The 18,787-nt window shown below is 69.7% G+C and carries 18 protein-coding genes; 8 read left to right on the forward strand and 10 right to left on the reverse strand.

What is annotated here, in order from left to right; all coding sequences use genetic code 11:
- Positions 1 to 2: 2 nt before the first annotated feature.
- The 8 genes from MRS60_RS12145 to MRS60_RS12180 all read left to right on the forward strand — a co-directional run bounded on the left by MRS60_RS12145 (position 3) and on the right by MRS60_RS12180 (position 7,717).
- Positions 3 to 509 carry an RDD family protein gene (locus MRS60_RS12145; RefSeq protein ID WP_175749721.1) on the forward strand — a complete coding sequence of 169 codons (507 nt, stop codon included), beginning with the start codon at positions 3 to 5 and terminating at the stop codon, positions 507 to 509.
- Positions 510 to 733: 224 nt separating this feature from the next.
- Entirely contained in the window at positions 734 to 1,672 is a 939-nt protein-coding gene (locus MRS60_RS12150; protein ID WP_034184869.1) for a UDP-2,3-diacylglucosamine diphosphatase, read from the forward strand.
- 29 nt (positions 1,673 to 1,701) lie between these two features.
- Positions 1,702 to 2,736 (forward strand): glycosyltransferase family 4 protein, encoded by a 1,035-nt coding sequence (locus MRS60_RS12155; RefSeq protein WP_243564750.1) that lies wholly within the window; start codon positions 1,702 to 1,704, stop codon positions 2,734 to 2,736.
- Positions 2,733 to 3,269 (forward strand): diacylglycerol kinase, encoded by a 537-nt coding sequence (locus MRS60_RS12160; protein WP_034184867.1) that lies wholly within the window; start codon positions 2,733 to 2,735, stop codon positions 3,267 to 3,269. Before MRS60_RS12155 ends, MRS60_RS12160 begins: the two co-directional genes overlap by 4 nt.
- Positions 3,270 to 3,475: 206 nt before the next feature.
- Positions 3,476 to 4,234 (forward strand): TetR/AcrR family transcriptional regulator, encoded by a 759-nt coding sequence (locus tag MRS60_RS12165; RefSeq protein ID WP_034184866.1) that lies wholly within the window; start codon positions 3,476 to 3,478, stop codon positions 4,232 to 4,234.
- Positions 4,231 to 4,812, forward strand: coding sequence for a TIGR00730 family Rossman fold protein (locus MRS60_RS12170; RefSeq protein WP_034184865.1), 582 nt, complete (start codon positions 4,231 to 4,233; stop codon positions 4,810 to 4,812). Before MRS60_RS12165 ends, MRS60_RS12170 begins: the two co-directional genes overlap by 4 nt.
- 22 nt (positions 4,813 to 4,834) lie before the next feature.
- Positions 4,835 to 5,596 carry an SDR family oxidoreductase gene (locus MRS60_RS12175; protein ID WP_034184864.1) on the forward strand — a complete coding sequence of 254 codons (762 nt, stop codon included), beginning with the start codon at positions 4,835 to 4,837 and terminating at the stop codon, positions 5,594 to 5,596.
- Between the two features lie 228 nt (positions 5,597 to 5,824).
- On the forward strand, positions 5,825 to 7,717 hold the full coding sequence (locus tag MRS60_RS12180) for an ArnT family glycosyltransferase (protein WP_034184863.1): 1,893 nt from the start codon (positions 5,825 to 5,827) through the stop codon (positions 7,715 to 7,717).
- Positions 7,718 to 7,911: 194 nt separating this feature from the next.
- On the opposite strand, the gene MRS60_RS12185 is transcribed toward MRS60_RS12180, so the two are convergent.
- The 10 genes from MRS60_RS12185 to kdpC all read right to left on the reverse strand — a co-directional run bounded on the left by MRS60_RS12185 (position 7,912) and on the right by kdpC (position 18,782).
- Entirely contained in the window at positions 7,912 to 8,529 is a 618-nt protein-coding gene (locus tag MRS60_RS12185; RefSeq protein ID WP_243564751.1) for a DUF924 family protein, read from the reverse strand.
- Complete coding sequence (locus tag MRS60_RS12190) at positions 8,526 to 9,257, reverse strand: alanyl-tRNA editing protein (RefSeq protein WP_243564752.1); 732 nt, start codon at positions 9,255 to 9,257, stop codon at positions 8,526 to 8,528. Before MRS60_RS12190 ends, MRS60_RS12185 begins: the two co-directional genes overlap by 4 nt.
- Positions 9,258 to 9,362: 105 nt before the next feature.
- Positions 9,363 to 9,773 carry a group II truncated hemoglobin gene (locus tag MRS60_RS12195; RefSeq protein ID WP_017331548.1) on the reverse strand — a complete coding sequence of 137 codons (411 nt, stop codon included), beginning with the start codon at positions 9,771 to 9,773 and terminating at the stop codon, positions 9,363 to 9,365.
- Positions 9,774 to 9,816: 43 nt separating this feature from the next.
- Positions 9,817 to 12,378: an ABC transporter permease gene (locus MRS60_RS12200; RefSeq protein ID WP_243564753.1), complete on the reverse strand. Its 2,562-nt coding sequence runs from the start codon at positions 12,376 to 12,378 to the stop codon at positions 9,817 to 9,819.
- 50 nt (positions 12,379 to 12,428) lie between these two features.
- A complete protein-coding gene (locus MRS60_RS12205; RefSeq protein WP_034184919.1) occupies positions 12,429 to 13,046 on the reverse strand; it encodes a DUF4126 domain-containing protein in 618 nt (205 codons plus the stop codon).
- A gap of 529 nt (positions 13,047 to 13,575) precedes the next feature.
- A complete protein-coding gene (gene sugE / locus MRS60_RS12210; RefSeq protein WP_034184858.1) occupies positions 13,576 to 13,896 on the reverse strand; it encodes a quaternary ammonium compound efflux SMR transporter SugE in 321 nt (106 codons plus the stop codon).
- A gap of 165 nt (positions 13,897 to 14,061) precedes the next feature.
- Positions 14,062 to 14,343 carry a DUF333 domain-containing protein gene (locus MRS60_RS12215; RefSeq protein WP_034184857.1) on the reverse strand — a complete coding sequence of 94 codons (282 nt, stop codon included), beginning with the start codon at positions 14,341 to 14,343 and terminating at the stop codon, positions 14,062 to 14,064.
- 158 nt (positions 14,344 to 14,501) lie between these two features.
- Positions 14,502 to 15,200, reverse strand: coding sequence for a two-component system response regulator KdpE (gene kdpE / locus MRS60_RS12220; RefSeq protein ID WP_243564754.1), 699 nt, complete (start codon positions 15,198 to 15,200; stop codon positions 14,502 to 14,504).
- On the reverse strand, positions 15,193 to 18,036 hold the full coding sequence (locus tag MRS60_RS12225; RefSeq protein ID WP_243564755.1) for a DUF4118 domain-containing protein: 2,844 nt from the start codon (positions 18,034 to 18,036) through the stop codon (positions 15,193 to 15,195). The genes kdpE and MRS60_RS12225 overlap by 8 nt, the downstream gene beginning before the upstream one ends.
- Positions 18,037 to 18,200: 164 nt before the next feature.
- Positions 18,201 to 18,782 (reverse strand): potassium-transporting ATPase subunit KdpC, encoded by a 582-nt coding sequence (gene kdpC / locus MRS60_RS12230; protein ID WP_217590898.1) that lies wholly within the window; start codon positions 18,780 to 18,782, stop codon positions 18,201 to 18,203.
- Positions 18,783 to 18,787: the final 5 nt, after the last annotated feature.

Genomic DNA, 18,787 nt, shown 5'->3' on the forward strand with positions numbered 1-18,787 from the left:
CCGTGGCGAACGCCCGCGCACCCGAGACTCCGGCCGCCGCGCCGTCGGTGCGGCGGCGCCTCGCCGCGCTGCTCTACGAAGGCGTGCTGCTGTTCGGCGTCGTGTTCTTCGCGGGGCTTGCGTTCAGCCTCGCGACGCAGCAGCGCAACGGCCTCGTCCATCACAACCTGCTCGCCGCGTGGATCGCGCTCGTCGTCGGCGCGTACTTCGTCTGGTTCTGGACCCACGGCGGCCAGACGCTGCCGATGAAGACCTGGCGGCTGCGGCTCGAATCGTCGAGCGGCCGGCCGCTGAGCGCCGGCCATGCGCTCGTGCGTTATGCGCTCGGCTGGCTGTGGTTCCTGCCGCCGCTCGCGCTGCATCCGCTCCTCGGCCTGTCGGTGCCCGTCACGCTGGCGCTCACCGCCGCGTGGATCGCCGCGTGGGCCGGCGCCGCCCGGCTGCATGCCGGCCGCCAGTTTCCGCACGACCGGATCGCGCGCACGCGCGTCGTCGCCATGCCGCGCTGACGCGCCGCATTCGCCAGACGAAATCAGTTCGCCCAAGCCTTTCCCGCGTCGCCTGACGCGCATGCCGGACAACCGCCGACCGTTCGGTGCGGCAGATTGCACAACGCCCTTCATTCACTGCTAAACACCCTGCATAGGTCGTAATAAGAACGTCTCGTGACTGTCACGGCACAGTCACGCCCGCATGGCGGAATGCCGGTAATGTCAACCGGCGCGAGTCATGCATGGGCCAGAAACCGTCCGCGACCTCCCTGTTCCGTCACCCGCTCGGCGCTCGCGCCGCCACCGCTTTCCTGTCCGGCTCGGGCGCAACCGATGGCCTGGCGTCGCAAGAACCGCCTGCCGCGCACGCCACGCGGCACGACGACCCCGACTCGTCCGCGCATCGCTACCGCACCATCTGGCTGTCCGACATCCACCTCGGCTCGAGCGGATGCCAGGCGCCGTACCTGCTCGATTTCCTGCGTCACAACGATTCGGAATACCTGTACCTCGTCGGCGACATCATCGACGGCTGGCAGTTGAAGAAAGGCTGGTACTGGCCGCAGGCGCACAACGACGTCGTGCAGAAGATCCTGCGCAAGGCGCGCAAGGGCACGCAGGTCGTCTACATCCCCGGCAACCACGACGAAGGCGCGCGGCAGTTCTGCGACCTCGCGTTCGGCGACATCCAGGTGCGCGGCGAGGCGTTCCACACGACGCTCGCAGGCAAACGTTTGTGGATCGTGCACGGCGACCTGTTCGACGGCGTGATCCAGCACGCGAAATGGCTCGCGTACCTCGGCGACACGCTCTACACGCTGATCCTCGTGCTGAACCGCTGGTTCAACCGGATCCGCAGCCGGCTCGGCTTCCAGTACTGGTCGCTGTCGCAGTACCTGAAGCACCAGGTCAAGAACGCGGTCAACTTCATCTCGCAGTTCGAGACCGTGATGACCGACGAGGCGCGCCGCCGCGGCTGCGACGGCGTCGTGTGCGGCCACATCCACAAGGCAGAGATCCGCGATATCGACGGCGTGCTGTACTGCAACGACGGCGACTGGGTCGAAAGCCTGTCCGCGCTCGTCGAAACGATGGAAGGCGAACTGAAGATCGTCTACTGGACGGTGATGCGCACCGCACCGTCGGAGACCACGTCGCGCAAGGCCAAGGCCACTGCCTGACACAACCCTACTTACAGGACAATGCCGCGATGAAGATCATGATCGTCACCGACGCGTGGGAACCGCAGGTCAACGGCGTCGTGCGCACGCTGAAGAGCACGTCGCGCGAACTCACGGCGCTCGGCCACCGCGTCGAACTGCTGACGCCGCTGGAATTCCGCACGGTGCCCTGCCCGACCTACCCCGAGATCCGCCTGTCGATCCTGCCGTATCGCAAGCTGCGCGCGCGGATCGACGCGTTCGCGCCCGACGCGCTGCACATCGCGACCGAAGGCCCGCTCGGCCTCGCCGCGCGACGCTATGCGCGTACCCACAAGCTGCCGTTCACGACCGCATACCACACGCGCTTTCCGGAATACGTGCAGGCGCGCTTCGGCATTCCGCTGGCCGCGACCTACCGCTTCCTGCACTGGTTCCACGGCCCGTCGCTCGCGGTGATGGCGCCGACGCCGGTCGTCAAGGAAGACCTCGAGAAGTTCGGCTTCACGAACGTCGTGCTGTGGACCCGCGGCGTCGATCTCGACATCTTCCGCCCGATGGAGTCGAAGGTGCTCAACACCGCGCGGCCGATCTTCCTGTACGTGGGCCGTGTTGCGATCGAAAAGAACGTCGAGGCGTTCCTGCGTCTCGACCTGCCCGGCTCGAAGTGGGTCGCGGGCGAAGGCCCCGCGCTCGCGGAGCTGAAGTCGCGCTATCCGGAGGCGAACTATCTCGGCGTGCTGTCACAGGCCGAACTCGCGAAGGTGTATGCTGCGGCCGACGTGTTCGTGTTCCCGAGTCGCACCGACACGTTCGGCCTCGTGCTGCTCGAGGCGCTCGCGTGCGGCACGCCGGTTGCCGCGTATCCCGTCACGGGCCCGATCGACGTGCTCAGCGGCGGCGACGCAGGCTCGATGCACGAGGACCTGCAGGAAGCCTGCCTCGAAGCGCTGAAGATCGAACGCACGACTGCGCGCGCGTGGGCGGAACGCTTCTCGTGGCGCGCGGCATCCGAGCAGTTCGCATCGCATCTGAAGCCGCTGCCGAAAACCGCGTACTCGCCAGCCGAAGGTGCCGCCGTTTGAAACGAGACCTGAACGACAAGACCCCTCCCCCCGCCGCGACACAGCAACGGCACCGCCCGTTCGACGAGGAAGAGCCGCATGGCGACACGGACGCGCACGCGTCCGAGCCGCTCGGCCCCGACGATCAACTGACGCCGCTGCCGCCGAATCCGTACAAGCGCCACCGCGGCATCACGCGCGCATGGTACGCACTCAAGCATTCGCTGAACGGCTTTCGTGTCGCGATCCGCGAGGAGAGCGCGTTTCGCCAGGAGCTCACGCTCGCCGCGCTGATGCTCCCGATCGGCGCGTTCGCGCCGGTGCCGGCCGCATCGCGCGCGCTGCTGATCGCGTCGGTGCTGCTGGTGCTGATCGTCGAACTGCTGAACTCGAGCGTCGAGGCCGCGATCGACCGCATCTCGCTCGAACGCCACGAACTTTCCAAACGCGCGAAGGATCTCGGCAGCGCGGCCGTGACGGTCGCGCTGTTCGCGTGCGTTACGACCTGGGGCTTCGTGCTCGGCCCGGTCGTCGCGCACTGGCTCGGCTTCTAGCCGGCGGCCCGCCGCGCGCGTCGCGCATCGCCCGCGTGCGGCGCTGCACCATCCGTCGCGCGGGGCCGCGATCACGAAATGCGCCCGATGTGGCGAAACCCCGGTTTATAATCGTCCGCCAGACATAGAACAGCAACCCGCGCCGGACGAATCTCGCAGCATCGATTGCAGCGCCCGCCAGTCCGGCACACACAGGGCCGGACGACATGGAAGCGAAACCTCCCCGCCGCACCCGCGAACGGATTCTCGAGTTGTCGTTGAAACTCTTCAACGAGATCGGCGAGCCGAACGTCACGACCACGACGATCGCCGAGGAAATGGAAATCAGTCCAGGCAACCTGTACTACCATTTCCGCAACAAGGACGACATCATCAACAGCATCTTCGCGCAGTTCGAGCAGCAGATCGAACGGCGGCTGCGCTTTCCCGAAGATCATCGTCCGACGATCGACGAAACCTGGTCGTACCTGCAGTACATGGCCGATTTCATGTGGACCTACCGGTTCCTGTATCGCGACCTCAACGACCTGCTCGCCCGCAACCGCACGCTCGAGACGCACTTCAAGCAGATCATCAGCCACAAGGTGCGCTTCGCGCGCGAGATGTGCGAGCTGCTCGTGTCCGACGCCGAGATGGTCGCGACGCCCGCCGAGATCGAAGTCATCGCCACCAACATGGCCGTCATTTCGACGTACTGGCTGTCGTATCAGTACGTGATGCATCCGCGCAAGTACAACGACCAGGACGCGATTCGCGAGGAACTGCACCAGGTCAGCATGCACGTGATCTCCGTGATGGCGCCGTACCTGCGCGGCCGTTCGCGCCAGCTGTTCGACGACCTGGTCTCCGGCAAGCTGCCGAAGCGCCAGTTCACCGACTACCTGCCGCCGCGCGACGGTTCGCCCCGCCCCGCTGACAGCCCGGTCGTCAGTGGGCAGGCCCCCGCCAAGGATTCCAAGCAATGAAGGCAGTCTGCGTTTACTGCGGCTCGTCGTCCGGCGTGCGGCCCGTCTATGCCGACGCCGCGCGCGCATTCGGCCGCGCGCTCGTCGGTGCCGGCCTGACGCTCGTATACGGCGGCGGCCGTGTCGGCCTGATGGGCGTGATCGCCGACGAAGTGATGGCGGCCGGCGGCCGTGCGGTCGGCGTGATCCCCGAACTGCTCGTCGACAAGGAAGTCGGCCATACGGGGCTGTCGGAACTGCACGTCGTGCCCGACATGCACCATCGCAAGAAAATGATGGCCGACCTCTCGGACGCGTTCGTCGCGATGCCCGGCGGCGCCGGCACGCTCGAGGAACTCTTCGAGGTCTACACGTGGGCGCAGCTCGGCTACCACCGCAAGCCCGTCGCGCTCTACAACATCGATTCGTTCTACGACCCGCTGATCGCGCTGCTGCGTCATACGGTCGACGAGGGTTTCATGCGTCCGGCCTATTTCGACGCGCTGTGCGTCGATTCGGAACCGGTCGAACTGATCGAGCGGCTGCGCCGCTATCAACCGCCCGCCCGCGACAAGTGGGCGCCCGACGCAGCGAAGTAACCGCCCCCGGGAGCCGCACGCGATGACCGCACCGTCCGGCCGCAAGGCCGTCCTCGTCACCGGCGCGAGCCGCGGCATCGGCCGCGCGACCGCCGTGCTCGCGGCCGAACGCGGCTGGGACGTCGGCATCAACTACGCGCGCGACGCGGCGGCAGCCGAACGCACCGCGCAGGCCGTCCGCGATGCAGGTGGCCGTGCGTGCGTCGTCGCAGGCGACGTCGCGAACGAAGCCGACGTCGTCGCGATGTTCGACACCGTCGCGGCCGCGTTCGGACGCCTCGACGCGCTCGTCAACAACGCGGGCATCGTCGCGCCGTCGATGCCGCTCGCCGACATGCCGGCCGACCGGCTGCGGCGGATGTTCGACACCAACGTGCTCGGCGCGTACCTGTGCGCGCGCGAAGCCGCGCGCCGGCTGTCCACCGACCGCGGCGGCCAGGGCGGCGCGATCGTCAACGTCTCGTCGATCGCCTCGCGGCTCGGCTCGCCGAACGAATACGTCGACTACGCGGGCTCGAAAGGCGCGGTCGATTCGCTGACGATCGGCCTTGCGAAGGAACTCGGCCCGCACGGCGTGCGCGTCAACGCGGTGCGCCCCGGCCTGATCGAGACCGAAATCCACGCGAGCGGCGGCCAGCCGGGCCGTGCTGCCCGCCTCGGCGCGCAGACGCCGCTCGGCCGCGCGGGCGAAGCGCACGAGATCGCCGAAGCGATCGTCTGGCTGCTCGGCGACGCGGCGTCCTACACGACGGGCGCCCTGCTCGACGTCGGCGGCGGCCGGTAGCCGCACGCGCGGCACGTCAAAACAGCTGCCTCGAACAAGCTGTCGTCACGGCGCCACAAATCTCCACAATTTCGTGACGGTTTCAGTAAACATTCGTAACAGTTCCGTGATTTACTAGCGGCCAGCCCGACAGGCGTCGTAAACGCCTGTTTCTTGCCGCCCTGATGCGGCCCTTATCGGTCCGGCCCATGTCGCCGAACCGGCTCGACTCGACCCGAGATCTTTTCCATGCCTGGAACCGCAGCGCCCGGCCGGCGACGCACGTCCGTGCCGGCTCCGGCCCCGCACACCCGCCCAACCGCCGACGCCGACCTCACCGCGACGCTTGACGCCGCCGGCACGCCTGTCATGGCCGTGACCGCCGCGACCAGCATCACGCGCGACCGCTCGCGCCTGCTCGGCTGGCGCGCGTGGCTGCTCGCCGCCGCGCTGGTCTGCGCGTATGTGCTGCCCGGCGTGCTCGGCCACGATCCGTGGAAACAGGACGAAACCTACACGTTCGGCATCATCCAGCACATGCTCGAGACCGGCGATTTCGTCGTGCCGACCAATGCCGGCCTGCCGTTCATGGAAAAACCGCCGCTTTACGCGTGGGTCGCGACCAGCCTCGCGTGGCTGCTGCAGCGCGTGATGCCGCTGCACGACGCGGCACGGCTCGCGAGCGCGCTGTTCGCCGCACTCGCGTTCGGCTTCATCGCGCGCGCGGCGCGCATCGCCAGCCGCGCGGACAGCTGGTTCGACCTGCGTGTGATCGGCCCCGTCGTGCTGAGCGCGGGCACACTCGTCGTCATCAAGCACATGCACGACATGATGACGGACGTCGCGCTGTTCGCCGGCACGGCAATAGGCTTCTGCGGCCTGCTCGAACTCGTGATGCGGCACGTCGCGCACGCGCAGCAGATGCGGCACGGGCTGCCGGTCCGGCCGTCGGGCCGCTGGGCGGCGCCGATCTTCGGCGCGGGCGTCGGCATCGCGCTGATGGCGAAGGGGCTGTTCGTGCCGCTCGTGTTCGCGGCCACGCTCGTCGGCGCGCTGGTGCTGTACCCGGCCTGCCGCACCCGCTCGTTCGCGCGCGCACTCGGCATCGCCGCGCTCGTGTTCGCGCCGTTCGCGCTGATCTGGCCGACTGCGCTGTTCCTGCGTTCCGAGACACTGTTCATGACGTGGTTCTGGGACAACAACGTCGGCCGCTTCTTCGGCTTCTCCGTCCCTGAACTCGGCGCGGAAAACGACAAGCCGTTCTTCATCCTGCGCGCGTTCCTGCTCGTCGGCTTCCCGGTCGCGCCGCTCGCGATCGTCGCGCTCGCGCGCGGTGCATGGCGCGACTGGCGCACGCCGCGCATCGCGCTGCCCGTGCTGTTCGCCGGCGTGGGGCTCGCGGTGCTGCAGGTGTCCGCAACGTCGCGCCAGCTCTACATCCTGCCGTTCTTCGCGCCGCTCGCGCTGGTCGCCGCGCAGGCGATCGAACGCATTCCGCGCACGCTGCATCTCGCGTGGGATTACTTCAGCCGCGTGCTGTTCGGTACGGCCGCCGCACTCGCCTGGGGCATCTGGGCAGTAATGGCCGATCCGGCCGCGTCGCGCGCGGATCTCGCGCTGCTCGGCCGCTGGCTGCCGCTCGACTGGACGATGCCGATCGAGCCCGCGCTCGTGGTCGGTGCGCTCGCGCTGACGGTCGGCTGGCTGACGCTGCTGCCGAAGCTGCGCACGACGGGCCTTTGGCGCGGCGCGCTGTCGTGGGGCGCCGGCGCGGTCGTCGCGTGGGGGCTCATCTATACGCTGCTGCTGCCGTGGCTCGACGTCGCGAAGAGCTACCGCTCGGTGTTCGACGACCTGAACGCGCATCTCGCGCTCGAATGGAACGACGGCGACTGCATGGCGAGCCTGCACGGGCTCGGCGAATCGGAAGCGCCGATGCTGTACTACTTCTCCGGCATCCAGCACACGCCGATCGACGACGCGAAGACGACGCGCTGCACGTGGATGATCGTCCAGGGTGTGCGGGCCGTCGATCCGGCGCCCGGCAGCGAATGGAAGCTGTTCTGGACGGGCGCGCGCCCGGGCGACAACGACGAACTGCTGCGCGTCTACGTGCGCACGCCCGAACAGCACCTGCAATGACGCGGGACGGCGCGGCGCGCCGTCTTGCCCGACTTCATCTCCGGCAAAAAGGTTGAGACCGGCCGCCTGAGCCGCGCGCAGGCTTCCCCATGCGATACGCCGCGCCGCCAGCCAGTTTCGCCGACCGCCAACGCAACCGCGCGAATCTGCGGGCTTGCCCCTCCCCCTCTTCAGTCACGCAACCGCCCTGAGCGTCAGAACGACGAACCGGGCTCGCGAAGAAACGCCGTCTCCTCATCGGTCGACGCACGGCCGAGAATCGCGTTCCGGTGCGGAAAGCGACCGAAGCGCTCGACGACGGCCGCATGCAGCAACGCGAAGCGGTGATAGCTCTCGCACCCTGCCTCGTCGCGAATGCCCGCGCACAGGCGCACGGCCTCGCGCTGGCTGTCGATCGACTCGTCGTGCTCGAACGGCAGATACGCGAACGCGCGGTGATGGCCGCTCGGCAGTTGCGCATTCCAGCCGGCCGCGACGATGCGGCGTGCGAGCGCGAGCGCCTTCGGATCGGCGGCAAACGCGCGCGGCGTGCCGCGATGAATGTTGCGCGAGAACTGGTCGAGCACGACGATCAACGCAAGCGCACCCGACGGCGAGCCGGCCCAGTGATCGCATGCGCCGTCGCACGCGGCGTCGAGCAGCGCGCCGTAGCGCGTGCGCAGCAAGTCGTCGAACGCCGCGCCGCCGTTGAACCAGACCTTGCGTTCCTGCCCGAATTCGGCCGAGCCCGGTTCGCCGAACCAGAAATCCAGAATCTCGCGCGCTTGCGGATCCAGCGCCGCCGCGCCCGCCACCCCGGTGTCGATCGTCATGCAAACTCCAGTACGAGGCGCCGCGTGCGCGCGCTCTTCTTTTCAAGTTTCGCGACGCGCAGGCTGCCGATTTCCGACGTGTTGCGCACATGCGTGCCGCCGCACGGCTGCAGGTCGACCTGCTCGATGCGCAGCAGCCGCACGCGGCCGAGGCCCATCGGCGGCTTCACGCTCATCGTGCGCACGAGTTCGGGCCGCTCGGCCATCTCGTCGTCGGTGATCCATTCGGTCGTGACCGGATGCGCGCCGGCGACCAGGCCGGCGAGGCGCCGCTCGACGTCGTCGCGGTCGATCGCTTCGGACGTCGCGAAATCGAGCCGCACATAGTCGGCCGTCACGCTGCAGCCGTCGACCGAGTACGGCAACACCGCGCACATCAGGTGCGCGGCCGTATGCAGACGCATATGCCGATAGCGGCGCGCCCAGTCGATCGCCGCGACCACGCGCGTGCCGGGCACGAGCATCGCGACGCGCGCCTCCTGCCCCGGTGCCGGCAGGTGCAACGCGTCGTCGGGCGTTGCGCCGTCGAACTTTGCCTTGCGCGTATCGGCGATTGCGATCGTGCTGCCGTCGGGCAGGGTCAGCGTGCCGGTGTCGCCGGCCTGGCCGCCGCCGAGCGGATAGAACACGGTGCGGTCGAGCCGGATGCCGTCGTCGCCGACGGCCTGAACGATCGCGTCGCACCGCGTGAGGTACGCGTCTTCGCGAAACAGCGCTTGTGTCGTCATCGGGCGAGCCTCGTATCGATTGCGGGAAACCGCCAGTGTCGCGCCGCGGGGCGCGCGCGCCCAGACGCAGATCGTCCCGCGCACGGGCAGCGGCGTACCGGTCGATCAACCGGGCCGGTTGCGCATCCAGTCGGCCGTGTCGTAGAACGAATGCATGAGCCGCTCGCGCAGCGGCTCGGGCAGCCCGACATCCTCCATCGCCCACGCCATGCAGCGCAGCCACTGGTCGCGCTCGACCGACGCGATCGGGAACGGCAGGTGCCGCGCGCGCAGCCGCGGATGGCCGAACCGGTCGATGTAGTGGTCGGGCCCGCCGAGCCAGCCGCACAGGAACCAGAACAGCTTGTCGCGCGAACCGTCGAGCGATGCCGGGTGCAACGCGCGAATCTGCGCGAACTCGGGCTCGAGGTCCATCAGGTCGTAGAAGCGGTCCACCATTTCGCGCACGCGGGCTTCGCCGCCCACGAGCTCGAACGCCGTCGGCTGCGACGGCGCATCGTCATTCACATCGGTCATACGGATAGTCGGAAAACGGGATCTTCGGGGCCGCCGGCGACGCTCATGCGTCGCGCAGCGACTGCAGCGCGGGGCGCCGCAACACATTATGCAGGCTCAGCCAGCCGGCCGCACCGGCGCACGCGACGCCGGCCGCGATACCGGCCGGCACGAGCCACGGATCGACGGCAAGCCGGAAATCGAACACGCGTGACGCGAGCACCCAGCCGACCGCGATCGCGCCCGCCGACGCCAGCGCGCCGGCCAGCGCGCCGACCACGACGAATTCCGCACGCTGCACCGCATTGACCTGCGCGCGCGACGCGCCGAGCGCGCGCAGCAGCGCGGCCTCGCGCACCCGCTCGTCGCGCGAGCCGGCGAGCGCCGTGTACAGCACGAGCACGCCGGCCGCGAGCGTGAACGCGAACAGGAACTGCACCGCGCCGACCACCTGCAGCATCATCCGCTGCAGCTGCGCGAGGATCGGCGCGACGTCGATCGCGGTCAGGTTCGGGTAGCGCGCGATCAGCGGATCGAGCAGCGCGGCGTCGGATGCGGGCAGATGGAAGCTCGTGAGGTAGACGGCCGGGAAATCCTTCAGCATCGGCGGCGGCATCAGCACGAAGAAGTTGACGCGGAACGTGCCCCAGTCGAGCTTGCGCACGCTCGTGATCGGCGCGTCGACCGTCAGCCCCGTCACGTCGAAGCGCAGCGTGTCGCCCGGCTTCACGTTCAGCGTCTTCGCGAGGCCGGCCTCGATCGAAATCTGCGGCGTGGCCGCGGTGCCGAACCAGTCGCCTGCGACGATCCGGTTGTCGGACGGCAGCTCGGTCGTATACGACAGGTTGAACTCGCGGTCGACGAGCCGGCGCGCCTCGTCGGACGGATAGGCGTCCGGATTCACCGGCTTGCCGTTGATCGCGACGAGGCGGCCGCGCACCATCGGCGCGGGCACCGCGTCGCGCACGCCGTGCGCGGCCAGATAGGCCGCGACGTCGTCGCGCTGGTCGGGCTGGATGTCGATCAGGAACTGGTTCGGCGCATCGGGCGGCGTCGATTGCCGCCAGCCCGCGACGAGGTCGTTGCGCGTGATCGCGATCAGCAGCAGGCACATCAGGCCGAGCGCGAGCGCGGTGATCTGCAGCGCGCTGGCCGTGCCGCGCCGATGCAGCGACGCGAGCGCATAGCGCCAGCCGACGCCCGCGGCCACGCGCGCGTTGCGCACCGCGTGCGCGGCCGCGAACAGCACGAGCCGCGCGATCAGCGCGAAACCGACCAGCGCGCCGGCGAAGCCGCCCGCGACGATCAGGCCGAGCTTCAGGTCGCCGGCGGCCGCGATCAGCAGCCCTGCGAACAGCACGACGCCGACCGCATACGCGGCCCACGCGGTGCGCGACGCATCGCCCCACTCGCGGCGCAGCACGCGCACCGGCGGCACGCGCGTGAGCGGCACGAGCGGCGGCAGCGCGAAGCCGAGCAGCAGCACGAGCGCGGCACCCACGCCGATGAGCGCCGGCCACAGCGTGGGCGGCGGCAGCACGACTTCGATCAGGCCGCCGAGCGCGGCCAGCAACGCCCAGTGGCCGCCGTAGCCGAGCACCGCGCCCGCGGCGCCCGACACGATCCCGATGCCGACGAATTCGAGCGCGAACAGCGCGCCGAGCGTGCGGCGGCTCACGCCGAGGCAGCGCATCGTCGCGCAGCCGTCGAGATGGCGCCGCATGTAGCGCTGCGCGGCCATCGCGATCGCGACCGCCGCGAGCAGCGCGGTCAGCAGCGCGACGAGCGTCAGGAAATGGCGCGCGCGATCCAGCGTCTGCCGCACCTGCGGCTGGCCTTCCTGCAACGACTCGAGCCCGACGCCGCGCAGCTTCCCGCCGTCGACGCGCTCGTGCGCATAGGTTTCGAAACGCGCGACGGCCTGCGCGTCGCCGGCGACCAGCAGCCGGTACGTGACGCGGCTGCCGTAGCCGGTGAGCCCCGTCGCGGCGAGTTCGTCCGCGCGCATCATCAGCCGCGGCGAAAAATTGACGAACGAAAAGCCGCGATCGAGTTCGCGGGATATCGATGCGGCGACCGTGAACGTGCGCAGCCCGACGCGCACCGTATCGCCTGCCTTCAGGTGCAGCGCATCGAGCAGCGCGGGATCGGCCCACACGGTGCCGGGCGCGGGAATCGCGGTCGCCTTGTGCGCGGCGGCGGCGCCGGCCGGCAGGATCTCGACCGCGCCGCGCAGCGGATATCCGGGCGACACGGCCTTCACGGCCGCGAGGCGCGCGGGCGCCGCGTCGCTCGCCTGCCCGCCCGCGGTGGACGCGATCATGCTCGGGAAAATCGCGGTCGTCGCGGTACGCAGGCCGAGTGCGCGGGCCTGACGGTCGAACGACGGATCGACGGGACGGTCGGCGCGCACGACGAAATCGGCGCCGAGCATCTGGCGCGCGTCGCGCTCGAGCCCCTGGCGCAGGCGGTCGGCGAGAAAGCCGACGCTCGTCAGTGCCGCGACCGCGAGCACCAGTGCGAGTACGAGCAGCGTCAACTCGCCCGCGCGCCAGTCGCGCGCAGTCATCCGCGCGGCCTGGCGGATCAGGTCGCGCAGACCGAAGCGGCCGGCATGCGCGAGCATGTCATGGCCGGGTTGCCCGGCCGGCGGCTGCGCCGCGTGTTGCCGCCCCTTCAATCGCGCTTACCCCCAATCGAGTTGAGCCGCGACACCATGTGGTTCGCCATCCCGCGAAAACCGCCCGACACGCCGCGCCACAGGCGCGGCAGCGCCCAGGCCGAAGCGGCGATGAAGGCCGCGAGCAGCACGAGGAACGCGAGCGGGACAAAGAATGCGAGCGCGAGCCCGCCGACCACGAGGCCGTCCTCGGTCGACGACGCAACCCAGTTCGAAATCGGTTCGGGAGACAGGTTGATCAGTGCGCGCGTACCGGCCTTCGCCACGTGCGCGGCGCCGGCGAGCGAACCGCCTGCAAGGCCCGCGACCGCGAGCACGGTCGGATCGGCATGGCCGAGCGCGCCGGCTGCGAGCACGGCGCCGGCCGGGATGCGGATGAAGGTATGCACGGCATCCCACAGCGAGTCGAACGCGGGGATCTTGTCGGCAAGGAATTCGGTGACGGTAAGCACGGCGGCGGCGCCGATGACCCACGGCGACATCAGGACGGCCAGCGTGTCGGGCAGATGGAGCCAGCCGACCCGCGCCAGCACGCCGGCGATCAGCACCGTCAGGTACAGGCGCAGCCCGCTCGCCCACGCGAGCCCCGCGCCGAGCGAAATGGCTTCGATCATGGCCCTCTCCTTGCACTTTCCGTGCGCTTTGCCGATCGATCGGGTCGGGTCGGTCAGACCGGCCGCGCGGCGCGTGGCGACCGGCGCCGCAGGCCGCGAACGGCACAACGACATTCAGGCCCGAATGCGTTCCATTATAGACAGGTTAGGACCTGTTCCCGCTAATAACGGGCTTGCGCTGGCCGCCAGAAGGGCCGAGCGCAAGAAATGCGACGAAGCGAATACTCGACGTATTCGCGAGGAGCATGACGCGGCGATCGGCCCTTCTGGGGGCCAGCCCCACGAATGATTTTCTCCAAACAGGGGAACGTGCCTTGCCGGTCGTATTGCGGCGTCGCGCGTCGCTTGTTTGGCTCGGCCAAACGGCGCTCCTTGCTTCTTGCACTCCGACCGGCAAGGCACGTTCGCAAGCCCGTTATTAGCGGGAACAGGTCCTAACGGGCAGCCGGCGCAATTCCGCAGTGCGGTGCCCGGGCGCGGCGGGCCCGGGACTCCGTCGTCCGGGACTCCGTCGTCCGGGACCCCGGCGTCAGGCGGCCGACGACAGCTTGAGGCCGATCAGCCCGGCGACGATCAGCGCAGCGCTCGCGACGCGCGCGACGGTCAGCGCCTCGCCCATCATCACGATGCCGAACACGAACGCGCCGACCGCGCCGATGCCCGTCCACACCGCGTACGCGGTGCCGAGCGGCAACTGGCGCATCGCGACCGCGAGCAGCCCGAAGCTGGCCAGCGCCGTCACGATCGTAAACACCGACGGGCCGAGCTTCGTGAAGCCGTCCGACGATTTCATGCCGGCCGCCCAGGCCACTTCCAGCAAACCGGCAATCAACAACAATACCCACGCCATCGCGACGTACTCCGTATCGGATGGGGCCGTCCCCGTTGAAGCGAATGACCCGGGGTCGTCCCCGGGCGGCGCCGAGTATAACAAGAGGCTTACGGACACGCCGGACGCGGCGCACGGCCGGCGGCCGATCCGGGGCAGGATCGGCCGGGCCCGGTCAGTTCGGCATCAATTCGACACGCGCTTCGGCGCGACGCCGCCGACGCAGCGGTCGTCGCGATACAGCGCCCACTCCTCGCACACGCGGCCATCCTTGAACATGCACATCCCGACCTGCCCGCTCGGCAGGCTGCGGATCACGTGGCGACCGCCGAGCTTCTCGCAGTTGACCGACGCGGGATTGGCGAGCGCGGCCTGCGCGGGCGGCTGTTGCCCCGGCGGCAGCGGTTGGGCGAACGCGCCGGGCGCAGTCAGCGCCAGCGCACAGATGACGACCAGACGGACGGACATTGCACGCTCCTCGTTTTTGTTCGCGGAACGGTCAGCATAACGGGGAATCCGCGGCCGGTGTGCAAGGCCGGCGCCGGCCGCGCGACTGTCGCGCCGGCGCAACCCTGCCCGCGCGCGGCGTCACGCCAGCCCGGGCGGCCGCCGCCGTGCGGTGCCCGTCACGCGGCGCCGACCAGCCGGTAGCCGACGCCCGTCTCGGTGACGATGTACTCGGGCTGTGTCGGGTCGCGCTCGAGCTTCTGGCGCAGGTGCGCCATGTAGATGCGCAGGTAGTGATGGCTCTCGACGTGCGACGGCCCCCACACGTCGCGCAGCAACTGGCGGTGCGTAAGCACGCGCCCCGCGTGCCGCACGAGCGTCGCAAGCAGCCGGTATTCGAGCGGCGTCAGATGCACGATCTCGCCGTCGCGCCACACCTGGCGCAGCGCGAGATCAACGGTCACGGTGCCGAAGCTCACCTTCGGCGTCTCGTTCGCGCCGCCCTGGTTGCGCCGGCGCAATTGCGCGCGGATCCGCGCGCGCAGTTCGGACACGCCGAACGGCTTGGTCAGGTAGTCGTCGGCGCCCGCGTCGAGCGCCGCGACCTTCTCGTCTTCCTGCGTGCGCGCGGACAGCACGATCACCGGCACCTCGGACCAGCCGCGCAGCTCGCGGATCACGTCGAGGCCATCGGTATCGGGCAGGCCGAGGTCGACGATCACGAGATCGGGCTTGCGCGTCGCCGCGTCGATCAGCCCCTGCTTGCCCGTCTCGGCCTCGAACACGGCGATGTCCTCCTCCTCGAGCGCGGCGCGCACGAAGCGGCGGATCTGCTTTTCGTCCTCGATCAGGACAACGGTCAGGCTGGGTTCACTCATGGTCTGGCAATGGCTCGGATGGGGACGATGCGCTCGGCACGTCGGATTCGTCGTCGGGCACGGCGGGCGCGGCCGGCGGCGTCTCGACCGGCAGCGTGAACCAGAAGCGCGCGCCCGTCACGCGGCCGTCGGGCGCGGTGCGGTTGAGCGCGCCGATTCTACCGCCGTGCGCCTCGACGATCGCGCGGCAGATCGCGAGGCCGAGCCCGATGCCCGGCGTCGCCGATTCCTTCTCGCCGCGCGTGAACTTGTCGAAGATCCGCGTTTCCATGCCGGCCGGCAGGCCCGGGCCGTAATCGTCGACGTGCACGCGCACGAACGGCAGCCCGTCGTCGGTCACGCGCTCCGCGCCGATCTCGAGCGGCGTGTCGGGCGGCGTGTACTTCGCCGCGTTCTCGAACAGGTTGGTGAACAGGCGTTCCATCAGCACCGCGTCCATCTGCAGCAGCGGCAGGTCGGCCGGCAGCGACACGCGCGCGGGATGGCGCGCGAGCACGCGCTTGCACGCGGCGAGCGCGGCGCCGACGGTTTCCTCGAGCAGCGACCACTGGCGCTTGAGCTGCAGGCTGCCGGCCTGCAGCCGCGCCATGTCGAGCAGGTTCGTGACGATGCCCGTCATCCGCAGCGCCTCGTCGTGGATCGCGTCGACGAGTTCGCCCTCGCGCTGCGCGAAGCGTTCGGCCGCCGCGGCGTCGCCGCCCTGCGCGGCCGCGCGCCCGTTCGCGAGCATCGACGAGAAGCCGACGATCGTCGTGAGCGGCGTGCGCAGGTCGTGCGAGATCGCCGACAGCAGCGAGTTGCGCAGCCGCTCGGATTCCATGTTCACGAGCGCGTCGCGCGCGATCTCGACGTAGTGCACGCGCTCCAGCGCAAGCGCGATCTGCGCGGCGAATGCGTCGAGCATCCGCTGCTGCTCGGGCACCTCGAGCTCGCGCGGCTCGCGCGACACGACCGCGAGCACGCCGCGCGTGCGCATCGGCGCCTTCAGCGGCAGGTACAGCGCGGCCGTTGCGGGCAGCGTGTCGGTGCCGCGGCCGGCCGGCTTCTGCTGGTCGTACACCCACTGGCCGACGTCGCTGTCGAGATCGGCGCCCGTCAGCGTGACGGCCGCGTCGGGCTCCTCGATCTTCTGGCGCACCTTGTCCGCGCTGTCGGGCAGCAGGAACGCGACACGCGCGCGAAACACCTCGCCCACGTGGCGGCTGCCGATCTCGACGATCTGCTCGGTCGTCAGCGCCGCGCCCAGCTCGCGCGCCATCGCATAGATCGCGCCGGTGCGGCGCTCGCGGCGCTGCGCGATGCTCGCCTGGCGCGTCAGCGTCGACGTCAGGTGACTGATCACGAGCGACGTCAGCAGCATTCCGAAGAAGGTCAGCAGGTATTGCGTGTCGCTGACCGAGAACGACATGCGCGGCGGCACGAAGAAGAAATCGAATGCGGCCACCGACAGGAACGACTGCAGCACGCCCGGGCCGCGCCCGAGCCGCACGGCCGAAAACACGACGCCGAGCAGGTACAGCATCACGAGGTTCGTGAGGTCGAGCCGCTCGGACACGACGTTTGCGACGACGGTGATCGCCGCGCAGATCGCGGCCGCGTACACGTAGTGCCGCGGCGGCGAACGATGCGTGCCGAACTTCGCGAACGCATCGCGCCAGTCGCGCGCACGCGGGTCGAGCGGCGCCGCGCGCGCCTCGTCGCTCGCGGACGCACGGATCAGCATCAGGTCGACGTCGCCCGCGCGTTCGGCAAGCTGCTCGCCGAACGGCCGCGCGAAGCGGCGCATGAGCCCGACCTTCGGCGAGCCGCCCGCGACGATCTTCGACACGTTGCGCACCTTCGCATAGCCGATCAGCGCGGCGACCGCGTCGCCGCCGGCGAGCGTGGCCGTTTCCGCGCCGAGTTCGGCCGCGAGCTTCAGCGCATCGAGCGTGCGCTGCCGCTGCGCGTCGGGCAGCCGCTGCAGGCGCGGCGTCTCGACATACACGGCGATCCAGTCGGCCTTCAGGCTCGCGGCGAGCCTCGCGGCCGCGCGCACGAGCGTCGGCGCTTCGGCGCCCGGACCGACGCACACGAGCAGCCGCTCGCGCGCCTGCCAGATGCGCTGGATCGAACGGTCGGCGCGGTATTCGCGCATCTGCGCATCGACGCGATCGGCCGTGCGCCGCAGCGCCAGCTCGCGCAGCGCGATCAGGTTGCCCTTGCGGAAGAAGTTGCGCACCGCGCGCTCGGCCTGCTGCGCGAGATAGACCTTGCCGTCGCGCATCCGCTCGAGCAGTTCCTCGGCCGGCAGGTCGACGAGCGTGACTTCGTCGGCCGCGTCGAACACGCGATCGGGCACGGTCTCCCACACGCGGATGCCGGTGATCGCACCGACCACGTCGTTCAGGCTTTCGAGGTGCTGGACATTGACGGTCGTATACACGTCGATGCCCGCGTCGAGCAGTTCGTAGACGTCCTGCCAGCGCTTCAGGTGCCGTGCGCCCTGCACGTTCGAATGCGCGAGTTCGTCGACGAGGATCAGTTGCGGCTGGCGCGCGAGCGCGCCATCGAGATCGAATTCGGCGAGCGTGCGGCCGCGATAGTCGATGCGCGCGAGCGGCAGCACGTCGAGGCCGTCGAGCAGCGCGGCGGTTTCGCCGCGGCCGTGGGTTTCGACGATGCCGACGACGACGTCGACGCCGTCCTGCAGGCGCTGGCGCGCGGCCTGCAGCATCGCGTAGGTCTTGCCGACGCCGGCCGATGCGCCGAAGAAGATCTTGAGCTGGCCGCGCCGCTGCTTTTCTTCGTCTCGCTGCAGCTTGTCGAGGAGTTGGTCTGGATCGGGACGGTTCATGCGTCAGGAAAGCGGAGCGCCCGGATGCGCGCGAGTACGAGCATTGTTGTTCCAAATCGCCGCAAAAGGCAAAGACGGCGCATGCGCCGTCGGGAAAATGTGCGTCCGGCGCGGCTCACGCCGCGCCGGGCACCGGTTGCCGGGCCTGGAGCCCGGATGCGCGATCAGTGCGCGGCCTGCGCCGCGTCGAGCGCGAGGTTCAGCTTCAGCACGTTCACGCGCGGCTCGCCGAGCACGCCGAACTGGCGGGCCGTCGTGTTCGCGGCGACGAGTTGCGCGACCGCGTCGGGCGCCAGGTTGCGCGCCTTCGCGACCCGCTCGACCTGGTATGCGGCGGCGGCCGGCGTGATCTCCGGATCGAGGCCGCTCGCCGACGCCGTCACGAGGTCGACCGGCACGGGCTTCGACATGTCGGTGCCGGCATCGCGCAGCGCGGCGATGCGCCCCTTCACCTGGTCGGCGAGCGACGGGTTCAGCGGGCCGAGGTTCGAGCCGCCGGAACCGGTCGCGTTGTACGGCATCGGCGCCGTGGCCGACAGCCGGCCCCAGAAGTACTTCGGCGCATCGAACGGCTGGCCGATCAGCGCGGAGCCGACCGCCTTGCCGTCCTTCTCGATCAGGCTGCCGTTCGCCTGCGACGGGAACACGGCCTGGCCGAACACGGTCATCACGGCCGGATACGCGAGCCCCGTCACCGCGGCAAGCACGACAAAGAGCACGACGAGCGGACGAATCAACGTTTTCATGATGT

It is taken from the genome of Burkholderia pyrrocinia, assembly GCF_022809715.1.
GTDB lineage: Bacteria > Pseudomonadota > Gammaproteobacteria > Burkholderiales > Burkholderiaceae > Burkholderia > Burkholderia pyrrocinia_C.